At 48.2% G+C, this 23,315-nt stretch carries 27 protein-coding genes and 1 pseudogene; 14 read left to right on the plus strand and 14 right to left on the minus strand.

Annotation, left to right across the window (positions count from 1 at the left end):
• Positions 1-70 precede the first annotated feature (70 nt).
• From AYY17_RS01995 to AYY17_RS02030, 8 genes are read left to right on the plus strand one after another with little or no spacing between them, the layout of a single operon-like run.
• On the plus strand, positions 71-463 hold the full coding sequence (locus tag AYY17_RS01995) for a hypothetical protein (protein WP_202906367.1): 393 nt from the start codon (positions 71-73) through the stop codon (positions 461-463).
• A complete protein-coding gene (locus AYY17_RS02000) occupies positions 453-938 on the plus strand; it encodes a hypothetical protein (RefSeq protein ID WP_067420854.1) in 486 nt (161 codons plus the stop codon). The genes AYY17_RS01995 and AYY17_RS02000 overlap by 11 nt, the downstream gene beginning before the upstream one ends.
• Positions 939-947: 9 nt before the next feature.
• Complete coding sequence (locus AYY17_RS02005; RefSeq protein ID WP_067420856.1) at positions 948-1,745, plus strand: ORF6N domain-containing protein; 798 nt, start codon at positions 948-950, stop codon at positions 1,743-1,745.
• 10 nt (positions 1,746-1,755) lie between these two features.
• A complete protein-coding gene (locus AYY17_RS22045; protein WP_067420862.1) occupies positions 1,756-2,169 on the plus strand; it encodes a Lar family restriction alleviation protein in 414 nt (137 codons plus the stop codon).
• Entirely contained in the window at positions 2,166-2,774 is a 609-nt protein-coding gene (locus AYY17_RS02015) for a hypothetical protein (RefSeq protein ID WP_067420864.1), read from the plus strand. Before AYY17_RS22045 ends, AYY17_RS02015 begins: the two co-directional genes overlap by 4 nt.
• Entirely contained in the window at positions 2,771-2,992 is a 222-nt protein-coding gene (locus tag AYY17_RS02020) for a hypothetical protein (RefSeq protein ID WP_067420866.1), read from the plus strand. Before AYY17_RS02015 ends, AYY17_RS02020 begins: the two co-directional genes overlap by 4 nt.
• Positions 2,989-3,243, plus strand: a complete 255-nt coding sequence (locus tag AYY17_RS02025) for a hypothetical protein (protein WP_067398252.1) — start codon at positions 2,989-2,991, stop codon at positions 3,241-3,243. Before AYY17_RS02020 ends, AYY17_RS02025 begins: the two co-directional genes overlap by 4 nt.
• The gene (locus AYY17_RS02030; RefSeq protein WP_067420868.1) at positions 3,230-3,547 is read left to right on the plus strand and encodes a hypothetical protein; all 318 of its coding nucleotides are present in this window, start codon (positions 3,230-3,232) and stop codon (positions 3,545-3,547) included. The genes AYY17_RS02025 and AYY17_RS02030 overlap by 14 nt, the downstream gene beginning before the upstream one ends.
• 156 nt (positions 3,548-3,703) lie before the next feature.
• Here the strand turns inward: AYY17_RS02030 and AYY17_RS02040 are convergent, their stop codons facing one another.
• Entirely contained in the window at positions 3,704-4,972 is a 1,269-nt protein-coding gene (locus tag AYY17_RS02040) for a tyrosine-type recombinase/integrase (protein WP_412778998.1), read from the minus strand.
• Positions 4,973-5,126: 154 nt separating this feature from the next.
• Positions 5,127-5,309 (minus strand): hypothetical protein, encoded by a 183-nt coding sequence (locus tag AYY17_RS22755; protein WP_067398255.1) that lies wholly within the window; start codon positions 5,307-5,309, stop codon positions 5,127-5,129.
• A gap of 74 nt (positions 5,310-5,383) precedes the next feature.
• On the opposite strand from AYY17_RS22755, the gene AYY17_RS02050 reads away from it, so the two are divergent.
• Genes AYY17_RS02050 through AYY17_RS02065 form a run of 4 tightly spaced genes read left to right on the plus strand, consistent with a single transcriptional unit; the run spans position 5,384 to position 9,069 of the window.
• Positions 5,384-6,463: a hemin-degrading factor gene (locus AYY17_RS02050; protein WP_067420872.1), complete on the plus strand. Its 1,080-nt coding sequence runs from the start codon at positions 5,384-5,386 to the stop codon at positions 6,461-6,463.
• Entirely contained in the window at positions 6,460-7,287 is an 828-nt protein-coding gene (locus AYY17_RS02055; protein ID WP_067420874.1) for a heme/hemin ABC transporter substrate-binding protein, read from the plus strand. The genes AYY17_RS02050 and AYY17_RS02055 overlap by 4 nt, the downstream gene beginning before the upstream one ends.
• Positions 7,284-8,276 carry a FecCD family ABC transporter permease gene (locus tag AYY17_RS02060; RefSeq protein WP_067420876.1) on the plus strand — a complete coding sequence of 331 codons (993 nt, stop codon included), beginning with the start codon at positions 7,284-7,286 and terminating at the stop codon, positions 8,274-8,276. The genes AYY17_RS02055 and AYY17_RS02060 overlap by 4 nt, the downstream gene beginning before the upstream one ends.
• A gap of 1 nt (position 8,277) precedes the next feature.
• Positions 8,278-9,069, plus strand: a complete 792-nt coding sequence (locus AYY17_RS02065; protein WP_067420878.1) for a heme ABC transporter ATP-binding protein — start codon at positions 8,278-8,280, stop codon at positions 9,067-9,069.
• 3 nt (positions 9,070-9,072) lie between these two features.
• On the opposite strand, the gene AYY17_RS02070 is transcribed toward AYY17_RS02065, so the two are convergent.
• Positions 9,073-9,639, minus strand: a complete 567-nt coding sequence (locus AYY17_RS02070) for a hypothetical protein (RefSeq protein WP_067421301.1) — start codon at positions 9,637-9,639, stop codon at positions 9,073-9,075.
• 307 nt (positions 9,640-9,946) lie between these two features.
• Here AYY17_RS02070 and AYY17_RS02075 point away from each other — a divergent pair, with 307 nt between their 5' ends.
• Positions 9,947-10,315: a helix-turn-helix domain-containing protein gene (locus AYY17_RS02075; protein ID WP_067420880.1), complete on the plus strand. Its 369-nt coding sequence runs from the start codon at positions 9,947-9,949 to the stop codon at positions 10,313-10,315.
• Between the two features lie 49 nt (positions 10,316-10,364).
• Here the strand turns inward: AYY17_RS02075 and AYY17_RS02080 are convergent.
• The 4 genes and pseudogenes from AYY17_RS02080 to AYY17_RS02095 form a co-directional block, all read right to left on the minus strand.
• A pseudogene (locus AYY17_RS02080) lies at positions 10,365-11,382 on the minus strand (lipoate--protein ligase A).
• A gap of 87 nt (positions 11,383-11,469) precedes the next feature.
• Positions 11,470-11,955, minus strand: coding sequence for a C40 family peptidase (locus AYY17_RS02085; protein ID WP_067420882.1), 486 nt, complete (start codon positions 11,953-11,955; stop codon positions 11,470-11,472).
• Positions 11,956-12,058: 103 nt separating this feature from the next.
• On the minus strand, positions 12,059-13,756 hold the full coding sequence (arnT, locus tag AYY17_RS02090) for a lipid IV(A) 4-amino-4-deoxy-L-arabinosyltransferase (protein WP_082981226.1): 1,698 nt from the start codon (positions 13,754-13,756) through the stop codon (positions 12,059-12,061).
• Positions 13,757-13,972: 216 nt separating this feature from the next.
• The gene (locus AYY17_RS02095) at positions 13,973-15,181 is read right to left on the minus strand and encodes an RNA-guided endonuclease InsQ/TnpB family protein (protein ID WP_067420884.1); all 1,209 of its coding nucleotides are present in this window, start codon (positions 15,179-15,181) and stop codon (positions 13,973-13,975) included.
• 23 nt (positions 15,182-15,204) lie between these two features.
• Here AYY17_RS02095 and tnpA point away from each other — a divergent pair, with 23 nt between their 5' ends.
• Positions 15,205-15,621 carry an IS200/IS605 family transposase gene (gene tnpA, locus AYY17_RS02100; RefSeq protein WP_067420886.1) on the plus strand — a complete coding sequence of 139 codons (417 nt, stop codon included), beginning with the start codon at positions 15,205-15,207 and terminating at the stop codon, positions 15,619-15,621.
• A gap of 121 nt (positions 15,622-15,742) precedes the next feature.
• On the opposite strand, the gene arnF is transcribed toward tnpA, so the two are convergent.
• From arnF to arnB, 7 genes are read right to left on the minus strand one after another with little or no spacing between them, the layout of a single operon-like run.
• Positions 15,743-16,147, minus strand: a complete 405-nt coding sequence (gene arnF / locus AYY17_RS02105; protein WP_067420888.1) for a 4-amino-4-deoxy-L-arabinose-phosphoundecaprenol flippase subunit ArnF — start codon at positions 16,145-16,147, stop codon at positions 15,743-15,745.
• Positions 16,147-16,494 (minus strand): 4-amino-4-deoxy-L-arabinose-phosphoundecaprenol flippase subunit ArnE, encoded by a 348-nt coding sequence (arnE, locus tag AYY17_RS02110; RefSeq protein WP_067420890.1) that lies wholly within the window; start codon positions 16,492-16,494, stop codon positions 16,147-16,149. Before arnE ends, arnF begins: the two co-directional genes overlap by 1 nt.
• A 9-nt stretch (positions 16,495-16,503) precedes the next feature.
• The gene (gene arnT / locus AYY17_RS02115) at positions 16,504-18,165 is read right to left on the minus strand and encodes a lipid IV(A) 4-amino-4-deoxy-L-arabinosyltransferase (RefSeq protein ID WP_067420892.1); all 1,662 of its coding nucleotides are present in this window, start codon (positions 18,163-18,165) and stop codon (positions 16,504-16,506) included.
• Positions 18,166-18,171: 6 nt separating this feature from the next.
• On the minus strand, positions 18,172-19,065 hold the full coding sequence (arnD, locus tag AYY17_RS02120; RefSeq protein ID WP_067420894.1) for a 4-deoxy-4-formamido-L-arabinose-phosphoundecaprenol deformylase: 894 nt from the start codon (positions 19,063-19,065) through the stop codon (positions 18,172-18,174).
• Complete coding sequence (gene arnA / locus AYY17_RS02125) at positions 19,065-21,050, minus strand: bifunctional UDP-4-amino-4-deoxy-L-arabinose formyltransferase/UDP-glucuronic acid oxidase ArnA (RefSeq protein WP_067420896.1); 1,986 nt, start codon at positions 21,048-21,050, stop codon at positions 19,065-19,067. Before arnA ends, arnD begins: the two co-directional genes overlap by 1 nt.
• A complete protein-coding gene (gene arnC / locus AYY17_RS21800) occupies positions 21,050-22,039 on the minus strand; it encodes an undecaprenyl-phosphate 4-deoxy-4-formamido-L-arabinose transferase (protein WP_067398277.1) in 990 nt (329 codons plus the stop codon). The genes arnA and arnC overlap by 1 nt, the downstream gene beginning before the upstream one ends.
• Positions 22,040-23,185 carry a UDP-4-amino-4-deoxy-L-arabinose aminotransferase gene (gene arnB / locus AYY17_RS21805; RefSeq protein WP_067420897.1) on the minus strand — a complete coding sequence of 382 codons (1,146 nt, stop codon included), beginning with the start codon at positions 23,183-23,185 and terminating at the stop codon, positions 22,040-22,042.
• Positions 23,186-23,315: the final 130 nt, after the last annotated feature.

The raw sequence follows: 23,315 nt of genomic DNA on the forward strand, positions 1-23,315 counted from the left end.
ACAATTAAATTAATTTAAATTACAGCGCCTGCGCTGGGGAATTCCACATCTGAATTTCAGGGATCACGCTATGGAAAATAACAGCCTTTTATATAACCGCCGGAAGTCTTTCGTTAACGCTTTCTTTGACCATTTAAAAAAGAAAGGAAAGTCAGCATCGTTTAAACGCTCTGTTGATGGTGTGAAATATCAGATTGATTTAGACAATGAAATCTTCACACAGGCGCTGATAACACTTTATGAAAATAAAGCATGTAAGGATGCCGGTTATACAGAGCAGCAAATAATTAACTCTTACGCTGACTATTACAATAAAAATGGAAACATCACACCGGACGGGGAGATGTTTATCAGCTTCATAACAGAATTAATTTCTGAACAAATTCACCGCAGGGGGCCGGTAATAAATAGTTTCTTGGTTAAATCAAAAATTAAAATCTCGGAGGTATGTAATGAACGATAAAGATAAAGAAATGACCATTGATGAAATAATTGAATTTCTGAAAGACAAAAATGTTCCTGAGTTTTTATTAAATAAGGAAGGGATTGAAGCCAACATGCCTCTGACACAGGAGGAAATTACAGAGTTTGCTGAATATATGGTCGGTAATAAAAGAAACATTATTGCCAACAGATATTTAACTTCGTGCATGGAACGATTCGGCCCAGGAATAAATGAAACCTTTGCATTCCGCCATAAAGATATCGTCATGGACCTAAGCGAACGGGTTATTGAACGGATTCTCATTAATGAGATCGAGCAGGTGATTTTGGATGAATCCGAAGACGGTGTTTTTGCACTATGGCGGCTCTATACCGGGAATGAATTAAAGGAAAAAGAAGAAGGCAGCACGTGGATGCGTGACTTTATCGACTCTGTGCTCATCGACGCAGCCCACCGGCTGACCGCTGCCAGAGCAAACCAGACCATTCATTAAGGGGAACCTATGAAAAATAAATTAGCCACGATCGATGCAGCCGCCCTACCCGTTATCGAATGGAAAGGTGTCCGCGTTGTAACAACCGAAACACTGGCAGCCGGGTATGGTGTCGATGATAACAACATCCGGAAAAACCTCTCAAACAATCGCGACCGGTTTATTGAGGGAGTGCATATCCACACCCTAAAGGGCGACGAACTCAAAGAATATCGGAACCTAGTGAAAGATGTTCACTTGGTTAATAAGCACACAAGCCAGCAGATTTTATGGACTGAAAAAGGCGCAGCCCGCATGTCAAAAATCGTTGATAGCGACGAAGCCTGGTCATTCTTTGAAAAAATGGAAAACGCCTACTTCCGCCCGGTTCAGATTGTACAGGCAGACCCGACCGCAATGGGATTGCCAAACTTTTTAGACCCTGTTTCCTCCGCGCTAGCGTGGGCAGAGGCAAAAAAAGAAAGTAACCATCTGTCTGTTGAGCTGAAGGAAGCTAAGCGCACCAAATCACAAATAAGCCGTAGCCGTGAAGCATCAGCACTCGGAAAATTAAGTGCCGCCACTCGCAAAAATCGGGAATTGGCAGAACGACTGGGTGAAAGCACAAGACAGGCTACCGTTGCCGCTGTTCAGAATTTGACGGGTAAGGAATACAGCCCATATCCGATGCGTAAGTGGTGCAAAGAACGCGGGATCGTTCCGGACATCGCCCATGATCCGCGCTTCGGACAGGTGAAAGCATGGCCTGCTGAGGCATGGCTTGAAGTACATGGCGTAGATCTGAAAAAACTCTTTGGTGTGAAGTGAGGTGATGAAAATGGAAATGACAAAATACGCAGTAACTTACCTGGGTGATTATCCGTGCGGACACCGTCACGCGCTGACAATAACAGTGACGGCTCAGGATGCAGGTTCGGCCATAGAGAGAGTACAGGCAGATCTGGAAGAGGAACAATTCACCTCAACCAATCACGCGCTTTATGCTGTGGTTCCGGTCGGGTTCGGTACCAGTGCAATGGCTGAAATCGATATGTGTCCACCACGCAGTGAGATTGAACTGCAACCTTGCCCCTTCTGCGGCAATAACAATCTCGAACTGACCAGCACCGGCTGGGATGGTGAGCACCTGTTTGCTGTTCGCTGTGATTGCTGCGGCTCCAGCCAGCCGGAAGACTCATTGGAAACTGTAGTGCGCGTGTGGAATCAGCGTGAAACGGGAGAAAAAGCATGAAAACCAAATTACCATTCATTGATGCCGGATTACTGCGCGCTGCGCTTACGCTGATCGCTGCAAACGACGACGCGCGACCGGTAACTAAAGCCGTTCATATTAACGGTGAATTTATCGAGTCAACCAACGGACACACCCTGGTTCGCATGAAGCACAATGCGCATTTTTACCACGATATCACTGTGCAGTTTAACGATCCCGTCCCTGATGACGCTGAATTTACTGATATCAAGGTGCTTGATGATGGTCTCTGTGTCGCTGTGCATTACCGTGAAGCGCAACCGGAAGAGTTTATACCGATTGCAAAATCCGTATTAACGCCTGTTTCGGCACAATTCCCTGACCTGAATTTTTTTCTGAAAAGTGAGTTTGTAAAAACCACTATGCCGCCGGTTAGCGCTAAATACCTGGCATTACCTTATCTCATGTTCGGTGCTGGTGTTGTGGATGCCATGTGTACTGAAGATGGGAGAACCGTCCTGTTCAATATGGGTCCACTGACTAATGAAATATTCGGTGATCCACAACTGGTTGCTATGGCGGTTATGCCGGAGTATTTCGACTTATGCCGCGCCGCCTGTGATGAAGATATGGGGGATGAATGAATATTGAATTTATCTCAAACGGCAACATAGCCAAGGTGGTGATCCATTCTTTCATCACCGAACGCCGGAAGCTGATCCGCCTGGTTGATACCGCCCTGCTCCATGCACCGGTACACGAAACATCTGCAGGTGTGTTTTTCAGGACAACGGTGATTTACGGCAAACAAAATCACGTCCGCCGCGCTTACAAAATTATCAGCCGGGAGGCGTCACTATGAGCCAGCAGGAAGAAGACTACGATGTAGGCATATACGACGACCCGCTGATTAAAGCTATCCATCATGTGGATGACGGCCGTGATTATACACAGCAGCTTATCTACAACATGCGCCAGCGGTATTACATCAGAGCGGGAATATATCTTCCCCGCCCACCAGCACCACAGGTCGTTGCACCGAAATTAACGCCGGCAATGAAGAAGAAAAAGAAAGTTCAGAAAAACAGGAAGGTGATAAATGGAGACGACTGATCTGCACCTGGTGAAAATTGTCACAACCGCCGGTCACGACCCGTCTGATATCACGGATGCTGTCTGGAATGCCGGTTACCGGAAGACGGATTTTACCACTGAGCAAATTATAGAAATGGCGGTTGCTCAGACAGGCGACACTGTACTTAATGGCTTGCCTGTTGACACACTGCCGAAAACGCTGGATGACCTCAGTCAATACCACCTGAACGGTATTATTTTTGAGGCAAAGTGGGAAGGCACACCTGATGTGGTGGCAAAAGAAGTATTGGTGAACGGGTATAGCAAGGAGACAGAGAAATGACGGAGTTACTCGAAAAAGAATCACCCTGGTTTAAAACCAGTGATTTGGCATCCAGATATGAGGTTAAACCACACACGATCCGTCTGTGGGCTGGTAATGGGAAGCAGCGGCGCGAGGGGTTCCCCCGCCCGCGCTATAAATCAAAAGAGCTCGTTTTTATGAAGCAGGACATTCTTGATTGGGAGAATGGTAAACAATTCGAGTGACCTTATCCCACCACTTCTCATACGCTTCACGCTGTGCATCAAGGTAGGTGTGCTTATCGTACACCTGCCACACTCCGGGCAGCTTGTGACCCAACATAATTTCAGCCACATGCGGCATCGTTAAATCAGACACTCCGGTGCGCATTGTTTTCCGCAGATCATGAATCGACCATGTTTGATAGTTTTCAAAATGTGATGCCATTTTTCTATTTAGAAGCGTACTGATATATATATGCCCGCCCGGCTTCATGTGCCCGCCACTAGGAGACGGTAAAATATAGTTGCTACCACCGTTAAGTGAGATCAGTCCACGGATGAATTCTTCAGCTACCTTAGTTATCGGGCGCACTATTGGCTTTTTACTTTTTTTGCCGGTTTTGTGATTTTCAGGTGGGATAACCCATACACCAGTATCAAAATCGAAATCACTGACTTTGGACTTTATCAACTCACCCACGCGACACCCGAACAGCAAACATAATTTAACCAGGTATCTATTTCTCAGACTGTAACCCGGAGCGTCAATAAGTGAGAATAATACTTTTAATTCTCCCTCTGATAGCGCCCTGTCGCCCTGATTTGCGATAACCCCTACATCAGCAGTTGTTACATCAGATAATGGGCTATTTTTTATAATGCCCCTACGTATCCCCCAACTGTGTGCCAATTTAGCATACTGCAATATCTTCCCACCGATGGCAGGGTATACTTTTACTACATTTTCAACCAATGACAGCCACAGATATAAATCAGTCTCATTGTGCGGAATACTGCCAATTTTTGGGAATACGTGTATCTCGAATGTTCTCAGGATCTGCTTTGCATTCACCTGTTTATTTTTCAGTGATTTTTCCCACCACTCACGGATAACAGCCTCTGTCGTTCTCGCAGTGACAGCCAGTTGAACTTTCATCTGCCTGACTACCTTTGGGTTACGCAACTGCTCCAGTTCGCCACGACAAATAAGCGCTGACTCTCTGGCTTCTTTCAGGCTCGTTGCCGGATAGGTTCCGATGTCCATCCGCTCGGCTTTTCCATTCCAGCGATATCTGAACTGAAATATTACTTTTCCCTTTGGGGTTACCCGCGCAGATAGCCCATCACGATCTGCTTTTGTTACCGCTTTTTCCGCAGACTTTCCAGAGGCTGAACGCAACCATGAATCGGTTAAAGCCATTACCTTTACTCCACTAAAAAACATAGAATAATGATATTTCATGTACACAATCATGTACACATTTTTAATGTTGCTGAGTGATTAGTGGTGACAACCAATGACTACCCGTGATTATGAGAGTGAAATATACTTTATTAAATTCATTAAGATACGATGATATTTTAAATAATTCGTGACGAGCAATGACTAACCATGATTACGATTTATTATTCAGCATCAGAACGAGGAATATCATCTCCGTCAGACAAAAAACGGAAAACTGATCCTGACAAAGTAATACCACCTGCAAGCCACCCACTCCTTCCGGGCAGCCAGCTGACTTTATTGTGTGACACTCATACACAGAGTTTGCATCTGCTGCTGTCGCTTTGCGCACCATGATGCTCACTCCTGAACAATATCCATATCAGTCCGGATATAAAGCCGCATTGGTATAAACAGTAAGGATCTGCCATGCACAGTGAACAGCTCACCCGCTATCTCACCCTGAAAGAACAGAAAACCGTTATCCATGCCCGTGACATTGCCGCACTCATGGGAATATCAGAAGCGGAACTGGCACATTGCCGCACCGGTTTTGACACACACCGGCTGACACCGGATATCCCGGACATCTTCCGTGCACTTGCCACCGCCGGAGAATTAAAAGGGCTGACGCGCAACAACTATGCTGTTCATGAACACCTCGGCACCTATGATAATGCCCAATTTGGTCAACACGCCTGCCTGCTGCTCAAACCTTACGGGCTGGATCTGCGCTTTTTCCTGTCGCAGTGGAAAACCGTGTTTGCTTTTGAGGAAAAAACAGCCCGTGGTCTGCGCCATAGCATTCAGTTTTTTGACAGCCACGGTGATGCGGTTCATAAAATTTATACCACTCCTGCCACGAATACAGATATCTGGCAGCAGATAACAGAACAGTTCCGCGCTACAGATAATCCGGCAATCTCTCCGGAACCACTGCCGGTTCCGGCTCACACGACACTGACCCCGGAACAACAGGCCGAATTTACCCGTGCCTGGCAGCAAATGTCCGATGTCCATCAGTTTTTTATTTTGTTAAAAAAGTTCAATATCAGCCGGTTACAGGCATTCCGGTATGTGGATAGCACTCTGGCCCAGCGCGTGGATAACAATGCATTATCCCGCATACTGGCTCTTTGTACGGCACAGCAGAATGACATAATGGTGTTTGTCGCCAACCGGGGCTGTGTGCAGATTTTTACCGGTACCGTTGCCCGCACTGAGCCTTATATCAGCCCGCAAAATGAACAACGCTGGATCAATATTTTCAATCCTGAATTTACCCTTCATCTGGTCGAATCTGCCATTGCAGAATCCTGGATAACCCGTAAACCCACAAAAGACGGTATTGTCACCAGCCTGGAACTGTTTGATGCAGAGGGGCAGCAGATTGCTCAGTTATTCGGACAGCGTACTGAAGGTGAACCTGAACAGGACGTGTGGCGGACACAGATACACTCACTGTTGACTGAGTTGTCAGACACCCCGGGTGATGAGGCCGCCGCATGAGATCGCTCCTTCTGCTTATTCTGTTATTTACCTGTTCTTCCGCGTTAAGCGAACATCCCCGCATAATAACGCTCGGCGGTGATGTGACAGAGATTGTGTTCGCACTTGGTGCCGGAGACCGGGTTATCGCCCGCGACACCACCAGCGAACACCCGCCGGAAGTGAAACAATTGCCGGATGTCGGCTATTTTCGCCTGCTGAATGCTGAAGGACTGCTTTCATTGCAGCCATCATTGATCCTCGCCAGCGAACTGGCTTACCCCTCTGCCGTTCTGAAACAGGTAAATTCTGCCGGCATACCGGTTATCACTATCAGTGCCACACCTGACCTGAATGCAATTACCACAAAAATCGGACAGATTGCCGATGCACTGACGCTGCAAACTGAAGCAGAACCACTCATTGCAGACATCCGTAATAAGCTGGACACCGTAACGCGGACACCATTACCGGTAAAAGTACTGTTTCTGCTCAGCCACAGCGGTACCGCGCCATTAGCCGCCGGTCAGAATACCGCCGCAGACAACATTATCCGCAGTGTCGGCGGGCAAAATGCAATCACCACATTTCAGCGCTACCGCCCGTTATCTGCGGAAGGTATGATCGCCGCACAACCGGATCTTATTGTGATCACCCGCAGCGGGCTGCTTTCACGGGGTAACGCAGAGGCATTGTGGCAACTTCCCGGACTGGCTCAGACCCCTGCCGGACAGAAAAAAAGAGTACTGATTGTTGATGATATGGGGTTTCTCGGTTTCGGATTACAGACGCCGGCAACATTGCATCAGCTTCGCCGTGCAATGGAGGAGACAGCCTCACGATGAACCGGCAATCCCGCCACCGGCTACACAGCGCTTTTCTGTTATTTTTGCTGCTGTCCATGACCTTTACTGCCATGAATACCGGCGGATTACCGGTTTCATTAGGTGCTTTTCTGCGGGGAGAGATAACCCCGCAGCTCTGGCAAATCTGGTTTTCTGTCCGTCTGCCGCGCGTTGTGCTGGCAATATTAACCGGTGCAGCCCTTGCAACCGCCGGAGTGCTGCTGCAAGGGCTGTTCCGTAACCCGCTGGCCGACCCGGGTTTGTTAGGCATAAGCAGCGGAGCGGCCGTAATGGTAGCGCTGGGCATTGTTTTTATTGCGCCACATCTGTCCGGTTATACCGCTATGTATCTGCCTGTTTTTATGGCTTTCACCGGCGCACTCTGCATTACCGGATTTATCTTTATGCTCAACAGGCAACGCCAGCCGTTGCTCCGCCTGTTGCTGTGCGGCATTGCCATCAACGCTATCGGTATGTCATTTGTCGGGATGCTTAACTATGTAAGTGACGACCAGCAACTGCGGCAATTTTCTCTCTGGATGACAGGAGCCACCGGGCATATCAGCTGGTCATTGCTGCTGCCCGCACTGATAATATCAATACCGGCCTTTTATATCGCTCTGCGGTTATCGCGTTCACTCGATCTTATCCAGCTTGGTGAAGAAGAAGCACATTACGCCGGTATTAATATCCGGCAAACACAACTGCGGGTATTACTGCTCAGTGCTTTTCTGGCAGGTATCGCGGTAGCCCTGTGTGGTGTAATCGGTTTTATCGGATTGGTTATACCTCACCTGATGCGGATGATATTCGGATATCATCATTATTTGCTGCTGTTCACCTCGGCAGTTGGCGGTGCTCTGCTGCTTTTGCTGTCAGACACACTTGCGCGGACACTGGCGATGCCGGCTGAAATACCTGTCGGGCTGCTAACCGGATTACTGGGCGCACCTTACTTCCTGTGGCTGATTTTTTCGGTGAAAGAATAATATGTGTAAAAATATGGGTGCCCTTCCTGCCCCGCTACTTACTGCACGTAATGTCAGCTTTACCAGCGGGAAACGAAACATCATCAGGGATGTTTCGTTAACACTGAACTGCGGAGAAATAACCGCGATTATCGGGCCGAATGGTGCCGGAAAATCGACATTGCTGCGGTTACTCAGCGGCTATCATGCCGCAGATTGCGGGCAGATTACTATTCTGAACAGACCATTACAGTCATGGTCAGCTGATGCTCTGTCACACATCCGCGCTGTCATGACACAGCATACGCGGATTTCCGTTCCCTATCCGGTAAGGGATATAATTACCCTGGGCTGTTTACCGCAGAAACCGCATGTATTACAGAACATAATCAACCTGACCGCCTGTGAGCCTTTACTGGCCCGGCGCTGGCATGCACTTTCCGGCGGAGAACAACAACGGGTTCATCTGGCGCGGGCACTGATGCAATTGGGTGATACATCACACAAACCCTGTCTGCTTTTTCTGGATGAACCCACCGCTGCACTGGATCTCTATCACCAGCAATCCCTGCTGCGGATGTTGAAACAGCAGACAACAAACAGCCCGCTGGCTGTCTGCTGTATTCTGCATGATCTGAACCTGGCATCGCTCTATGCAGACCACATTATTTTGCTGCATAACGGCACTATTGCCGCACAAGGTAAACCGAAACAGGTACTGGATACGCCGCGGCTGACCGGGGTTTATAAAGCGGCACTGATGACGGATATACATCCTGTTACCGGCAAACCGCGCATCTATCTGAATCCTTAGATATTATTCCGTACAGTCATTTTTTACCGGGACGGTCGCTGTACGGTAAAAAATGACTGCAGAAAGCAGACACAGAGTATATCCGAGCAGTTCACACCCTTCCTCTGCCAGATTTTTTGCCAGCCGGTTAAAATCATCCCCCATCATACCGCGCCATAATATCCCCATGCCAAACAACCGGGAAAAAACCAGAACGATCAGTAAACCGGTAACCATCATGCCGTAACTGCGGTGAGAAACAAATTGGTACAACCCGCCGGTTGCTGTGCGGGGATGCAGCAACGCATACAATACTGCCGCTGCGGCCAGCGGTGCCGCAAACCAGAACCATGCGCCGTGAGCAATGTAATCAAACAACTGATCCAACTCTCTGATCAGCATACAGGCAAAGAATCCTGCTACCAGAAAAAAACCGGCGCGATACTCCGGCTCACGAATACCCTTGCGGGTAAACAAGACGACAACCACCAGTAACATTATTTCAGCAACTATCTCCGTTGCTGAGTCTTCCCCTAAGTCATTCTTAAGAACAAGAATATCAATAAAGAGTAAGCTGGTACTGGCTGCCATGATCAGTGCCAATAAAAAAAAAGCGCCCCATCGCGCCAAAAAGGAAACGAAATTGCTGTGACATAACTATCCTGAATTTTATTTGTAATCGGCAGATTCTATCGATTTGAAAATTAATTTTGGTAACATATGGTGCTATATGCTGAAGATTCAGCGATTGGTTTTGCCTATTGTTCTGATAATGAGAATCAGTCATGAAAGGCACGATTTGCCTACACATTTCTTGGAAAATTCATAAAATAGGGTTAATAAGATATATCGATACTCAAAATTTATTTATTTTGTAAGCCCGCTTCGGGAGGCAAACATGTCAGAAAGTGTAGTGAACGACATCATCAAATGGCTGGAAACCCAATTACAGCGTAATGAAGGGATTAAAATCGATACTATTGCGGATAAAAGTGGTTATTCAAAATGGCATCTTCAGCGCATTTTTAAAGATATCAAGGGATGCACGTTAGGTGAGTACGTCCGTAAACGCCGCTTGCTGGAAGCCGCTAAGTCCCTGCGTGACAATAATATGTCAATTCTGGACATCGCGTTACAATATGGCTTCAGCTCACAGGCAACTTTTACCCGAATCTTTAAAAAACACTTCAATACCACCCCGGCAAAATTCCGGGATAATGGTCAGTTACCGGAAACAAAACGTTTTATGGATTGCAAAGCATTCTGAAAGCGTGAAATTATCCCCGTCCGCCACTGAGCGACAAACGGGGATATTTTTATTGCAGTTCTGTTTTCAGCCAATCTTTTAGCTGCTGCAATTCCTCTGCCCTGTCCGGATAACGGTTTTCAAGATCGGACAAAATGTTACTTACGGCGTCTGAACTGTACCGTTCCCCGGTCAATAATGTCGCGAATTCCTCTAACGGTGCGGGGTCAAGACTGTCCGTAAAAAGCTGTGCGCGGGTAATGATGCCGCGCTCCACATCAAAGTGCAGCTCAATGCCGCCCCACTTAAAGCGGGAATCCAGTAAATGACTGAATGCCGGCGCATTACCGAAATTCCATTCCCAACTGCTTTGTTTTGCAAATGTTTCCGCGAAACCGGGTAAGTCCGGCAGAGATTGCGGAGAAATGAGCTCAGCCTCAGCATTTTCACCGTAATAATCAAAAAATGCCGCTTTAATTGCATCGCATACCTGGTCATGGTCAATACCCGGCAGTATTTCAGCCAGATTAGTCACCCGCGAACGAACGGATGTAATACCTTTTGCCTGTAATTTTTTCGGATCCGGATTCAGATAATCAGCCAGTCGGTTCAGATCGGCATTAATTAATACCGTGCCATGATGAAAACCGCGATCTTTTGTCTCGCGATACGCTGAACCGGAAATTTTCCGTTCCCCGTCAGCGGTTTCAACCACTAAATCGTTACGCCCGGATGCAGAAACGGAAATACCCAGCCGGGACAACCCGTCCAGAATAATATTGGTGGAAACCGTTTTATCATATTCCGGTTTTCCTGCCATAAAGGTAAAATTGGTATTACCGAGATCATGAAATACAGCACCACCGCCACTGCTGCGCCGGGCTAATTTAATATTATCAGCATCCATTTTGCGGGTGTTACACTCTTTCCACGGGTTTTGTGCCCGCCCGATAACCACCGTGTCGTTATTGCGCCATAAAAAAAAGAACGCGCTGATCCGCAGGCATTTGCCGGAAAATACACTCTTCAACAGCAAGGTTAAACCACGGATCATAAGAATCAGAAATAAAAAGACGGAGCGATGTCATGTTGTCTCCCGGAAAAATAAGCTGCCATTACGATAGCATATTTACCCCGGTGATTTTGGCATTACGTGGAGTATACCGTGAGATAAATTACAACCTGCGCGCCTGCCAGAATACTTTTTGCCAGTAAATATTATCAAGGCTCGAACGCATAACACCTTTACCGGTGGATGCATGAATAAATGCACGGTCTGAATCGTAAATACCCACATGCAGTCCATTTTCCCCGCTGCCGGTCTTAAAAAAAACCAGGTCGCCGGGCTGAAGATCATCAACATCAATACGGGTGCCGTATGTTGTCTGTGCTTTCGTTGTCCGGGGTAATGAAATAGCGAAGCGATCAAAGAAAGTCCGGTAAACGAAACCAGAGCAATCGATGCCGTTTAAATCCATTCCGCCATAATGATAAGGAGTGCCATGCCACTGTGATAATTGCTCACGTAATTGGGCAATCACCATTATCGGGTCGGATAATTCAGTTTTAACCGGCGGTGCGTGATATTTACGCGGGGATGATGAGCAGCCGACGACTACTAATATACAAACAAAAAGCAGACAACGGCACAGCATTTTCATATTCTCATTCCCGTATGTAAACTGACTTTCAACCCGCATACTGTATTGATATCTGCGGGTGAAAGTCAATATTCAGAGCATATATCCGTCATACGACAGGAAGTTAAGGCATTTTACGGTAATAAAGTAACATCAGATTGTCGTCTGTAATAACTTTATCCGCGGGCACAACATCGTTTTCATCAATGCCGTGGCGATCGCGTAATATCAGCGAGACGTCGCCTGTTTTACGGGCATTTTCCAGCCAGGATTCGAAATCATTATGAGAAATAAATTTTGATTTTGCATCCGGATAACGCTCACTCAACCCGTATTTCAGTTCACCGGTCCGATCAAACTGATAAATATCGCTGCGTTTTAATTCCCAGGCCACAGCCGTTCCGACACCGACGCTGTTAACCAGGATATAACGGGATGATTTCAGTATATCCATATTATTCTGAATAAATATCTGCGGCAGATTCGCCCGCTCTGTCCGGTTTGGTAATATTGAACCCGCGCATAAACTGATGGCAAGGGTACAAAATGCTGCCAGCATCCAGTAACGACATCCTTTTATCAGTGTCAGAACAGAAACGGCTATCCAGAAAATAAAAACACCAATCGCGATAATAAATTTCCCGCGCTCTTCTGCTGAGTAAACCAGGGTATTTTCCAGGTTATTAATCACCAACAAACTGATTATGGCGCAGCAGCCAAAAATAATATTTACCCACGCATTAATTTTAAATATAGCTACCGACTGTTTTTTTATCAGTGTATGAATATAGGCCGCCATCAGCAATGTCAGCGGAGCTATCACCGGCAAAATATAGGTTAGTAATTTGCCTTTCGCGATACTGAAAAATAAAAACGGCAATACTGTCCAGCAAAGCAGAAAAAACAAGGGTTTATTTTCATGGCGTTGTTGCCAGCCCTGCTTTAATGCCCCGAATAAAAATCCGCTCCAGGGTAAAACGCCGGCAAATAAAATCGGCACAAAAAACCAGAATGGTGACAGATTTTGTGCATTCTCACTCATAAAGCGCTGAATATGCTCAACAACGACAAAATAGCGCCAGAAATCCGGCTCAGCCCGGTACACAGCCAACGCCCACGGCAATACAATAAGGCCGGCAGCAACAATACCCATCCAGCAATAGCAGAGCATTGTTTTGAAGCGCCGGTAAAAAATATGGATAGGTACCAGGGCTATCACCGGCAGCACCAGCGCCAGAAAACCCTTGGTCATCAGTGCCATACCACATGCCAGCCCGAACGCTATCCAGTAGCCTGACAGCGCCCTGCGTGATTGTGCAACAATCAGACCGTAACTCAGGTAAATAACCAGTGTTACCCACATCGTCAGGATAGGATCCAGCGTACTGTATGTTCCCAGCGAAAATACCAGCAGCATACTGACATAAAGCAGTGCACCGGTACGGGCGATAGCCTTATCACCCCACATTTTTACCGCCAGCCGGTAAACCAGCAGTGTGCTGACCATAGTTGAGAACAGGACACCGAAACGCACCGCAAACTGAGTATGACCAAACAGCATCTGGCTGAGGTTATTAACCCAATAACCGGCAACCGGTTTTTCGAAATAGCGGACATCCAGCAAATGCGGCACAACCCAGTTACCGCTGCTCAGCATCTCCCGGCTGACTTCCGCATAACGGGTTTCATCCGGCTGCCACAGAAACCGGAATTCCAAAGGCAGAAAATAGGTAATAACAACAAAGAGTAAGAATAGCCCGGTCCACATTACGGCTGAAGGATAACCGACTGACGGCACTGACTTAGGGTAATTCACATCCACAACAACCTCCGGCAGACAAACTAATTAATGGCGTTACACATGCATAACGTTCCGGCAACGCACAAATAAGACCGACACCGGGAATAATAATTCACAGTGCCGTAAAGTATTTTTGTTATAACGGAAAAAGGTTGGAGGAAAATTAATACGGACTTAACGGTAACGATATCTTATTGACATCCTCCCCGCCCTAAAGGGCGAGGATTCCTACAGTGTTCAGACCGAAGTCTGACTCACTTCGGCGGGTTCCTGCTTCACCGAGCGGCCTAAAGCTGCCATCTCTCCACAGGCTAACGCAGCATGCCCTGCCGCTAAAATATTACGAGCGCCGTTTATATCGGCGTTCTCCCTGTATCCACATTCCAGACACTCAAATTTACTTTGTGACTGGCGGTTTTCTTTCGCTGTATGACCACAGCAGGCGCATTTCTGACTGGTGTAGGCTGGATTAATTTCCAGCACCTGACCACCTCGCCAGAGCTGCTTGTACTCAAGCTGGCGGCGCAGTTCGTACCAACCCTGATCTAATATCGAACGGTTTAAGCCTGATTTTGCACGGACGTTGCGCCCATGCTGGCTTACCGTACCCGCAGCCGACTTTGACATGTTGGCTACCTTCAAGTCTTCAATGACGATCATTGCGTGGTTTTTGCTGATTGTCGTGCTGACTTTGTGAAGGTAGTCGCGCCGGATGTTTGCGATATGAGAGTGCAGGTTTTGTACTTTGCGTTTGGCCTTCTTCCAGTTGTTGCTGAACTTCACCTTACGGCTCATTTCACGCTGGAGTCTGGCGAGTTTCTTCTGATTGGCTTTAAAGCTGTTTACAGGCGGGTAGATAGTGCCGTCGGACAGCGTGGCGAGCTTTGTTATCCCCGCATCCAGTCCCACCATCGACGTGGAGGCGTGAACCGGTTCAGTGACTTCATATTCTGTCTGGACGCTGATATACCACTTGCCGCATGACTGGCTGACAGTGACATTCTTCACCTCACCCACAACCTGACGGCTGTTGCGGTAGCTAATCCAGCCCAGTTTTGGCAAGGAAATTCGGCTATTGTCCTGATCGAGTTTTACGCCCTGCGGATAGCGGAACGCATCATTCTGACCGCGTTTTTTAAAGCGTGGGAATGAGGCTCGTTTCTGGAAAAAGTTTTTATAGGCGCGTTCAAGATCTTTTAGCACTTGCTGCAAAGGCTGAGATGGCGCTTCTTTCAACCATTGGGATTCAGGTGTTTTTTTCCACTCAACCAACCATGCAGCCATTTTTACATAGGGAAGGTATTTTTTACCCGCCTCATGGTTTTCGTTCTGCAAGGCCAGTGATTTGTTGAATACAAAACGACAAGCCCCGGCGAAGCGCCGCATATCACGCTCTTGCTGACCATTGGGTCTTAACTGGAATTTGAAGGCTTGTAGTCGTTTCATATGGAAGATTATATTTTTGGCCTATGACAAAAGAAACCGATATTCGTCGAGGAAGACACTGTACTTTCCTGATGCATGCTCACTTGGTGTTTGTTGCCAAGTATCGACGCAAAATATTTGATCAGGATGCTATTGAGAAGCTACGGAGCTACTTCAACAGCGTATGCGCCGATTTTGATGTTGAACTGGTCGAGATGGACGGTGAAGGTGACCATGTTCATTTGCTAGTCAACTACCCACCAAAATTAGCGGTATCCAGTTTGGTTAACAGCCTCAAAGGAGTGTCTAGTCGATTGCTTCGTCGTGATCGCCCAGACATTGCGGCACGTTATTACTACAAAGGCGTCCTGTGGACTCCAGGTTACTTTGCCAGTAGTTGCGGCGGAGCGCCAATATCCATCATCCGGCAATACATTGAGCAACAGCAAACACCCAGTTAGGTAGAAAACCGTGCCTTATATCCCCGGCCTGAAGGCCGAGGTTTTACGGCACACCTGATAAAGCCGCGGAACTGGCCGTTAACCTGACAACACAAGGAGATTACGGTTATATATCTATTTATTACATAGACTTATCTTTCACTACTTTATCTTTACTATGGATAAGCCAGACACCGGAAAGGATAAAAATAATTCCGGTACTTTTTATCAGGGAAATACCTTCATTGAACCAGGGAAGAAATGCCGCCAGAAGATAGACAAAAACATAACTCAGGCTGATGAGCGGATACGCTTTATTCAGGGGAAGATCCCGCAGGGCAAACAGCCAGCAGGCCATCGACAGCACGTACCCCGTCAACCCGGCAAATACAATGGCAAACGGCTGCCATTGTGATAACAACCAGCGGAACTCCAGCCACTGTGTGCTGAGCGCAATATCAGGCAGTTGCATCACACCCAGTTTGAGCAGCAGTTGCGCCGCCGTGACAAACAGCACACTGCCGATAACCCAGAGATAGCCCCGCATCAGTGCCCCGCACCCATAAGAATAACGCCGGTGACAATCGCTGCCACACCGCACCAGTGCTTACGGGTAACGCGCTCACCATACAAAAATTGTGCAACCAGTGTGACCACCACAAAGTTAATACTCAGCATCGGATAGGCAATATTCAGCGGCATTACCTGTAACAGTTTCAGCCACAGCAACATACCCAGCCCGAGCAGGAAAACAGCAAATATCAGCCAGTACAGGCCTTTACGCTTTGCATTTTCCTGCGCAGACTGCCAGATATCCACCGCCTGCTTCTGGCAAATCTGCCCGCCGCAGGTCAGGAAACTGACAATGATTAACAAGATGATTTGCTCGGTCACTGACACACCTTATTTCTGTTTATCATAGATATAGAGTGTCAGGCGACTGTTCTCCACCCGCTTGTCGGCAGGCGGCAGTTTGGCATCATAGGTATTGTTTTTATCCGTCACCAGCAGTGCGACCTGCCCTTTTTTGCGTGTTTCTGCAAGCCATTGCGCAAAGGTATCACTGTTCAGCAGACGGTACTGACTATCCGGATATTGCAGACCATAGGTCAGTTCACCTGAGTTATTCAGCAGGTAAATATCACCTCGCTTCAGTTCCCAGGCAAGACCGGCACCAATGCCGACACTGTTACTCACAATAAACGGACTTTGTTCCAGCTCAGTCATGTGCTGGCGGATAAAAGATTGCGGCAGTTTCGATTCAACCGAATGATTCGGAATTGCACTGCCGAACGTCAGGCTGATCACCAGAGAGCAGGATGCCGCCCACAGCCAGTGTTTTGCTTTGAGCAGATAACAGAGATAGCCGATAATGCCCCAGATGGTGAACGCCACAATGCCGAGAACCACTTTTGACCACTCTTCCGGCTGATAAAGCGGTTTTTTTACCATATAACTGGCAATAATCAGCCCGATAACAGCTACCGCGCCAAAGGCAATGTTAAGTAACCCGTTTGCCTGCAGGGCTTTCATCCGGTGTTTGCGTACGCAATCCACACCGTATTTTGCGATCATCACAGCCAGCGGCGCCATCAGCGGCAGCATGTACGTCGGCAATTTGCCTTTTGCAATACTGAACAACAGAAAAGGCGCGACAAACCAGCAGAACAGGAAAAACATCGGCGGATTATTACGCCGCTCTGTCCAGCCCTTGGATAATGCGCCGGGCAGCAAAGCCAGCCACGGCAGGCAACCGGCGAGGATCACCGGCAGATAGTACCAGACAGGCGATGCATGCTGGGCATCTTCCCCGGAGAAGCGCTGGAAATGCTCAACAATAATAAAATAGCGCCAGTAATCCGGTTCCTGCTGATGAATGGCTAACGCCCACGGCAGGCTTATCAGCACCGCCGCAATAATGGCCAGTGGTCCGAATTTCAGTAATTCAAGAAAGCGCCGCTGATATAACATCACCGGCAACATGGCAACTACAGGTATCGCCAGTGCAAGAAAGCCTTTGGTCATGAAACCCATGCCACAGGCCACCCCCACCAAAAGCCAGGAGGTTATCTGCATCCTCAGACTTTCGGCTTTCAGCGCACGGAAACTGAACGCCATCGAGGCTATTACCCACATGGCAAACATCGGGTCCAGCACACTGTAGGTGCCGACGCTGAAGACAAGGAACATGGAGATAAAGACAAGCGAAGCGACAAATGCAGTATGACGGTTGCGCCACATCCGCAGAGTCATCAGATACACCAGCAGAGTGCTGATAAGAATGCTGAATACGGAACCGGCACGGACAGCAAAATTGGTATGACCAAAAATCATCTGGCTGATGTTGTTGACCCAGTAACCCGCCACCGGTTTTTCAAAATAACGCAGATCGAGTAAATTAGGGACGACCCAGTCACCCTGAACCAGCATTTCACGGCTGATTTCCGCATAGCGGGTCTCATCCGGATGCCAGAGCAGACGATCATTGATCGGCAGAAGGTAGGTCAACACGAAAAAAAGAGCCAGTAAAAAGGCTCCGATTTTACTCGCCCGGTTATTCAGCATGTAATGCTATCCCTCTTGTTGGCAGCCCAGCCAGCCTTCGCGGCCGGGGAAATTGCCCCGCACCACTTTACCTGTCGGTAATGTTGATAAATCAGACGGCAGTAGTTCACTCAGCGGACAAAACCGGATATTTTCCGCTGTTATCCGTGTCAGCAGCGCTTCAAACTGCGCGGCTTTGGACATTCCTTCCACTTCTGTATGGATGGTATAAACCGGAACACCCTGATCCTGTCTGATAGCATTCAGAATAAAGTCATTAAAATCAGCATCTGCAACCTGTGTGCCGACGACTTCATCATAGGTGGGCAGTGTAACAGGAATTTGCACTGTTCCGGTAGTCCCGTCTGCGAGAAGCGGACGAAACGGGTGTGTTCCGCGGCAATCACTGTTATATGCAAATCCGAACGCTTGTTTGGCTTCAATAACCCGCTCATCCGCACGCCAGCCCGCCACTGCCGAGCACAGTACCGGTTGCCCGGTCGCCTGCGACAATGCATCGGTTCCGAGGCGGATTTGCTCTGTTATCTGCTCCGGTGACCAGCGGCCGATTTTCGCCTGCCAGCCCTGATGATCCCAGGCGTGCAGCCCGACTTCATGTCCGGCCTCCAGTGTTTGTTTCATCAGATAGCCGAGATCACGGGCTATTTTTTTACCCGGCCACGCAGTGCCTGCCAGTAAAATATCAAGACCGTAAAGTGAAGCGGCATTGGATCGCAGCATTTTCCACAGAAATTTGGGACGCAAAAGGCGCCACAAGTGGCGCCCCATGTTATCCGGCCCGACGCTGAAGAAAAAACTGGCTTTAATATCGTGCTGTGCAAATACTTTCAGTAACTGCGGCACGCCTTCCAGTGTGCCGCGGTAAGTATCAACATCAACCCGCAGGCCGGTGTTCTTCATTACTCGTCGTTCTCCAGTTCTTCAAATGCTCCGCGCAGGAAGAAATCAAGCGTCTCTTCCACTGTCTGGCGGGTATCGATAGTCGGTGTCCAGTTCAGTAAACGTTCTGCGTTTTTAATGCTTGGTTTACGGTGCTCAACATCCTGGTAGCCTTTACCGTAGTAAGTGCTGCTCTCGATTTTTTTGAAGCCGGCAAACGGCGGGAAGTTGCCGCGCAGCGGATGTTTTTCGAAGCAATCCAGCAGCATTTCAGCTAATTCACGGATACTCGCTTCGTTAACCGGGTTACCGATATTGATAATCTGGCCATCACACTTGCCGTCACGGTTTTCGATAATGCGGAACAGTGCTTCAATACCGTCGTGGATATCGGTAAAGCAACGTTTCTGTTCACCACCGTCAACCAGTTTGATCGGCGAACCTTCAACCAGGTTCAGGATAAGCTGGGTAATCGCACGCGAGCTGCCGATACGCGCAGAGTTCAGGCTGTCAAGACGCGGACCCATCCAGTTAAACGGGCGGAACAGAGTAAATTTCAGCCCTTCTTTTGCGCCGTATGCCCAGATAACACGGTCAAGCAACTGTTTGGAAACAGAATAAATCCAGCGCTGTTTGTTGATAGGACCGACGATCAGGCGGGAGTTATCTTCATCAAACTCTTTGTCGTCACACATGCCGTACACTTCAGATGTGGACGGGAAAATGATCCGTTTGTTGTATTTTGCACAGTAACGGACAACTTTCAGATTTTCTTCGAAATCCAGTTCGAATACACGCAGCGGGTTGCGGGTATATTCGATTGGTGTGGCAATCGCCACCAGCGGCAGGATCACGTCACATTTTTTGATGTGATACTCAATCCACTCAGTGTGGATGCTGACATCACCTTCAATAAAGTGGAAACGCGGATCGCCGATAAAACGGTCAATCGCAGAGGCGCTGATATCCATACCATAGATATCATAGTTACCGTCTTCCAGCAGACGCTCAGTCAGGTGGTTACCGATAAATCCGTTAACACCCAGGATCAGAACACGTTTACGGCGGGAAACCTGTGCAGTGGCTTTCGGGCCAACGCGGACATCGGTCACGATACCCATTTCAAGCGCCAGACGGGAGCCCTGAACATACAGACCGGACTCACCCTGTCCGCTGACAATTTCCAGCGCACCTTCGCCACAGGCGATAATCAGTGGTTCAGTTGAAATAACGGTTCCCGGACGTTTACCTTTATTATCCACCAGCACACGGCTGCGCCAGATGACCATTTTGCGCTCACCCAGGAAGGTGAATGCGCCCGGGTACGGCTCAGTGACGGCACGAACCAGGTTATGAATTTGTACAGCCGGTTTTTCCCATTCAATCAGACCATCGTCCGCGCAACGACGTCCGAAATAGCTTGCCTGAGATTCATCCTGAGCGGTTGCTTTATAAGAACCGGCTTCAATCAGCGGTAATGTTTTATTCAGCAGAACTTCTGCAGCTTCACGGACTTTGCCGTGAACAATCAGAGAAGTATCATTTTCACCGATAGTGACTTTTTCCTGCGCCACGATATCACCGGCATCGGCTTTTGTGACCATTTTATGCAGCGTCACGCCCGTTTCGGTTTCGCCGTTCAGTACCGCCCAGTTGATAGGCGCGCGACCGCGATATTTCGGTAACAGTGAACCATGCAGGTTAAATGCGCCTTTCGGTGCCAGGTTCAGAATATCTTCACTCAGCATGTCACGGTAATAGAAAGAAAAAATCACATCCGGTTTCAGTTCGCGGATACGGTCAACCCACAGCGGGTGATTAACATTTTCAGGAGCATAAACCGGCAATTCCATGTCTGCACTGACGCGGGCAACCGATGAAAAGAAATGGTTTTCACCCGGATCGTCGGTATGAGTGAAGACAGCCTGAATATCAAAGCCTGCTTTTTTCAGGGCTTTCAATCCGGCACAACCAATATCATGGTAGGCAAATACGATTGCTTTCATTAGTTTTTTTCCTGAGTTTCAGTTTCACGGGTCTCTTTCGCCGCAGCGCCGACCACTTTTTGAATAAAATACCGGGGACGTGCACGAACATCGTTATAGATCCGCCCGATGTATTCACCGAGCATTCCCATCGCGACAAACTGCGCGCCGATAAACATAAATAAGATAGCAAACAGGGTAAAGACCCCTTCTGCCGCCCACAATGAGCCGAAAGCCACCCGCAGGATAATCAGTAACAGCGCCAGCAGAAAACCGGAGGCGGCAATAATACTGCCCGCAATACTTAATAAGCGCAGCGGTGCGGTGGTCAGACAGGTCAGCAGGTCGTACATCAGATTGATCAGTTTCAGAAAACTGTATTTTGAATCACCAAATTCGCGCTCGGCGTGAGTGACATCAATTTCAATCGTTTTGCGGGCAAAGGTGTTTGCAAGAATCGGGATAAAGGTGCTGCGCTCATGGCACTGCAACATAGCATCAATAATATGGCGGCGGTACGCACGCAGCATACAGCCGTAGTCGCCCATAGAACTGCCGGTCGCAGAAATAATCATTTTATTGATCATTTTGGATGCTGTTTTGCGAAACCAGGAGTCCTGACGGTTAGCGCGGCGTGTACCGACCACGTCATAGCCCTCTTCCGCCGTTTTTACCAGGCGTGGGATCTCTTCCGGCGGGTTCTGTAAATCTGCATCCATGGTGATAACCAAATCACCATCTGCCTGATTAAACCCCGCCATAATCGCGGAGTGCTGCCCGTAGTTACGGTTCAGTAATACCGCAACCACATGATTTTCAGGAATTTCAGCCGCCTGCGTCAGCATTTCGGCTGAACGGTCACGACTACCGTCATCCACCAGCACAATTTCATACGGCTGTGTCAGTGACTGACACGCTTTGATGGTGCGCTCCAGTAACTGAGGCAGGCTTTCTTCCTCGTTATAAACCGGAATGACCACTGACACTTTTTTAATTTCGTTAAAAGACACTTATTTCTGCTCCGCAAGAATATCTCTGATTGCGTCTGTCACACGGGTAACATCACTGTCCTGCATATCCGGGAAGAACGGCAGCGAACATAATGTCGCTGTATTCCACTCCGAATGGGGCAACGATAATGACGGATACCGTTCCCGGTAATATTTCTGGGTATGAGCGGCACGAAAATGCAGCCCTGTCCCGATATTAACCACCTTTAACTGCTCCATAAAGGTATCACGGTCGATGCCGCATACCGCTTTATCCACACGGATCATCAGAAGATGATTCGCATGCAGATGCGGGTAATCCGGTACAGCCAGCAATTCAACCGGCAGGCCTTTGAGGGCTTCACGGTACAGTTTTGCTAACTGTGCACGGCGCGCGTTCAATTCATCCATCCGGCTCAGCTGTACCACCGCGATGGCCGCATGAATATCGGACAGATTATATTTGAACCCCGGCTCAACAACTTCTGCCTGCGGTTTACGCCCCTGCATCTGACGGTCAAAAGCATCCACACCTAAGCCGTGGAATTTAAGACAACGGATACGCTGTGCAAGTTCATCGTTATCTGTGGCAATTAATCCGCCTTCTGCACAAGTGACGTTTTTGATAGCGTGAAAGGAGAAAATCGCCGTGCCTTTTTCACCAATCCACTCATCTTTATAACGGGTGCCGACAGCATGTGCCGCATCTTCCAGCAGGAAGATATTGTGTTCTGAGGCTATCGCGCGCAGCGCGTCCAGGTCACACGGGGCACCGGCATAATGGACAGGAATAATCACTTTGGTTTTCGGCGTGATTGCTTCACGGACGGCATCCGGCTGAATCATCAGTGTGTCACGGTCAACATCAATCATGACCGGCACTGCACCCAGCAGCTCAATCATGTTAATAGTGGACACCCAGGTCTGTGAAGGCGTAATCACTTCATCACCCGGTCCCACACCCAGCGCCATCAGTGCAACATGCATACCCGCCGTTGCCGACGCCAGTGCAATGGCGTGTTTACACCCAAAGCGCTGACAAAAATCGGTTTCCAGCTGATGATTTTGCGGGCCGGTGGTTATCCAGCCGGAGCGCAGCACCTTTTCAACAGCAGCTATTTCTGACTCCCCGATAGCAGGCCGGGAAAACGGAAGAAATTCAAGCATAAGTGCGCCCTAATAAGAAACAGAATTGGTGATTATATCCTGAATTGATTCAATTGACGTTCAATATCAACTCTGTGTTTAAACAATCCTTAATCTTTATGGCAAATTAAGAATAGCAAATAAGGTGGAT

The organism is Morganella psychrotolerans (genome assembly GCF_001676055.1).
GTDB lineage: Bacteria > Pseudomonadota > Gammaproteobacteria > Enterobacterales > Enterobacteriaceae > Morganella > Morganella psychrotolerans_B.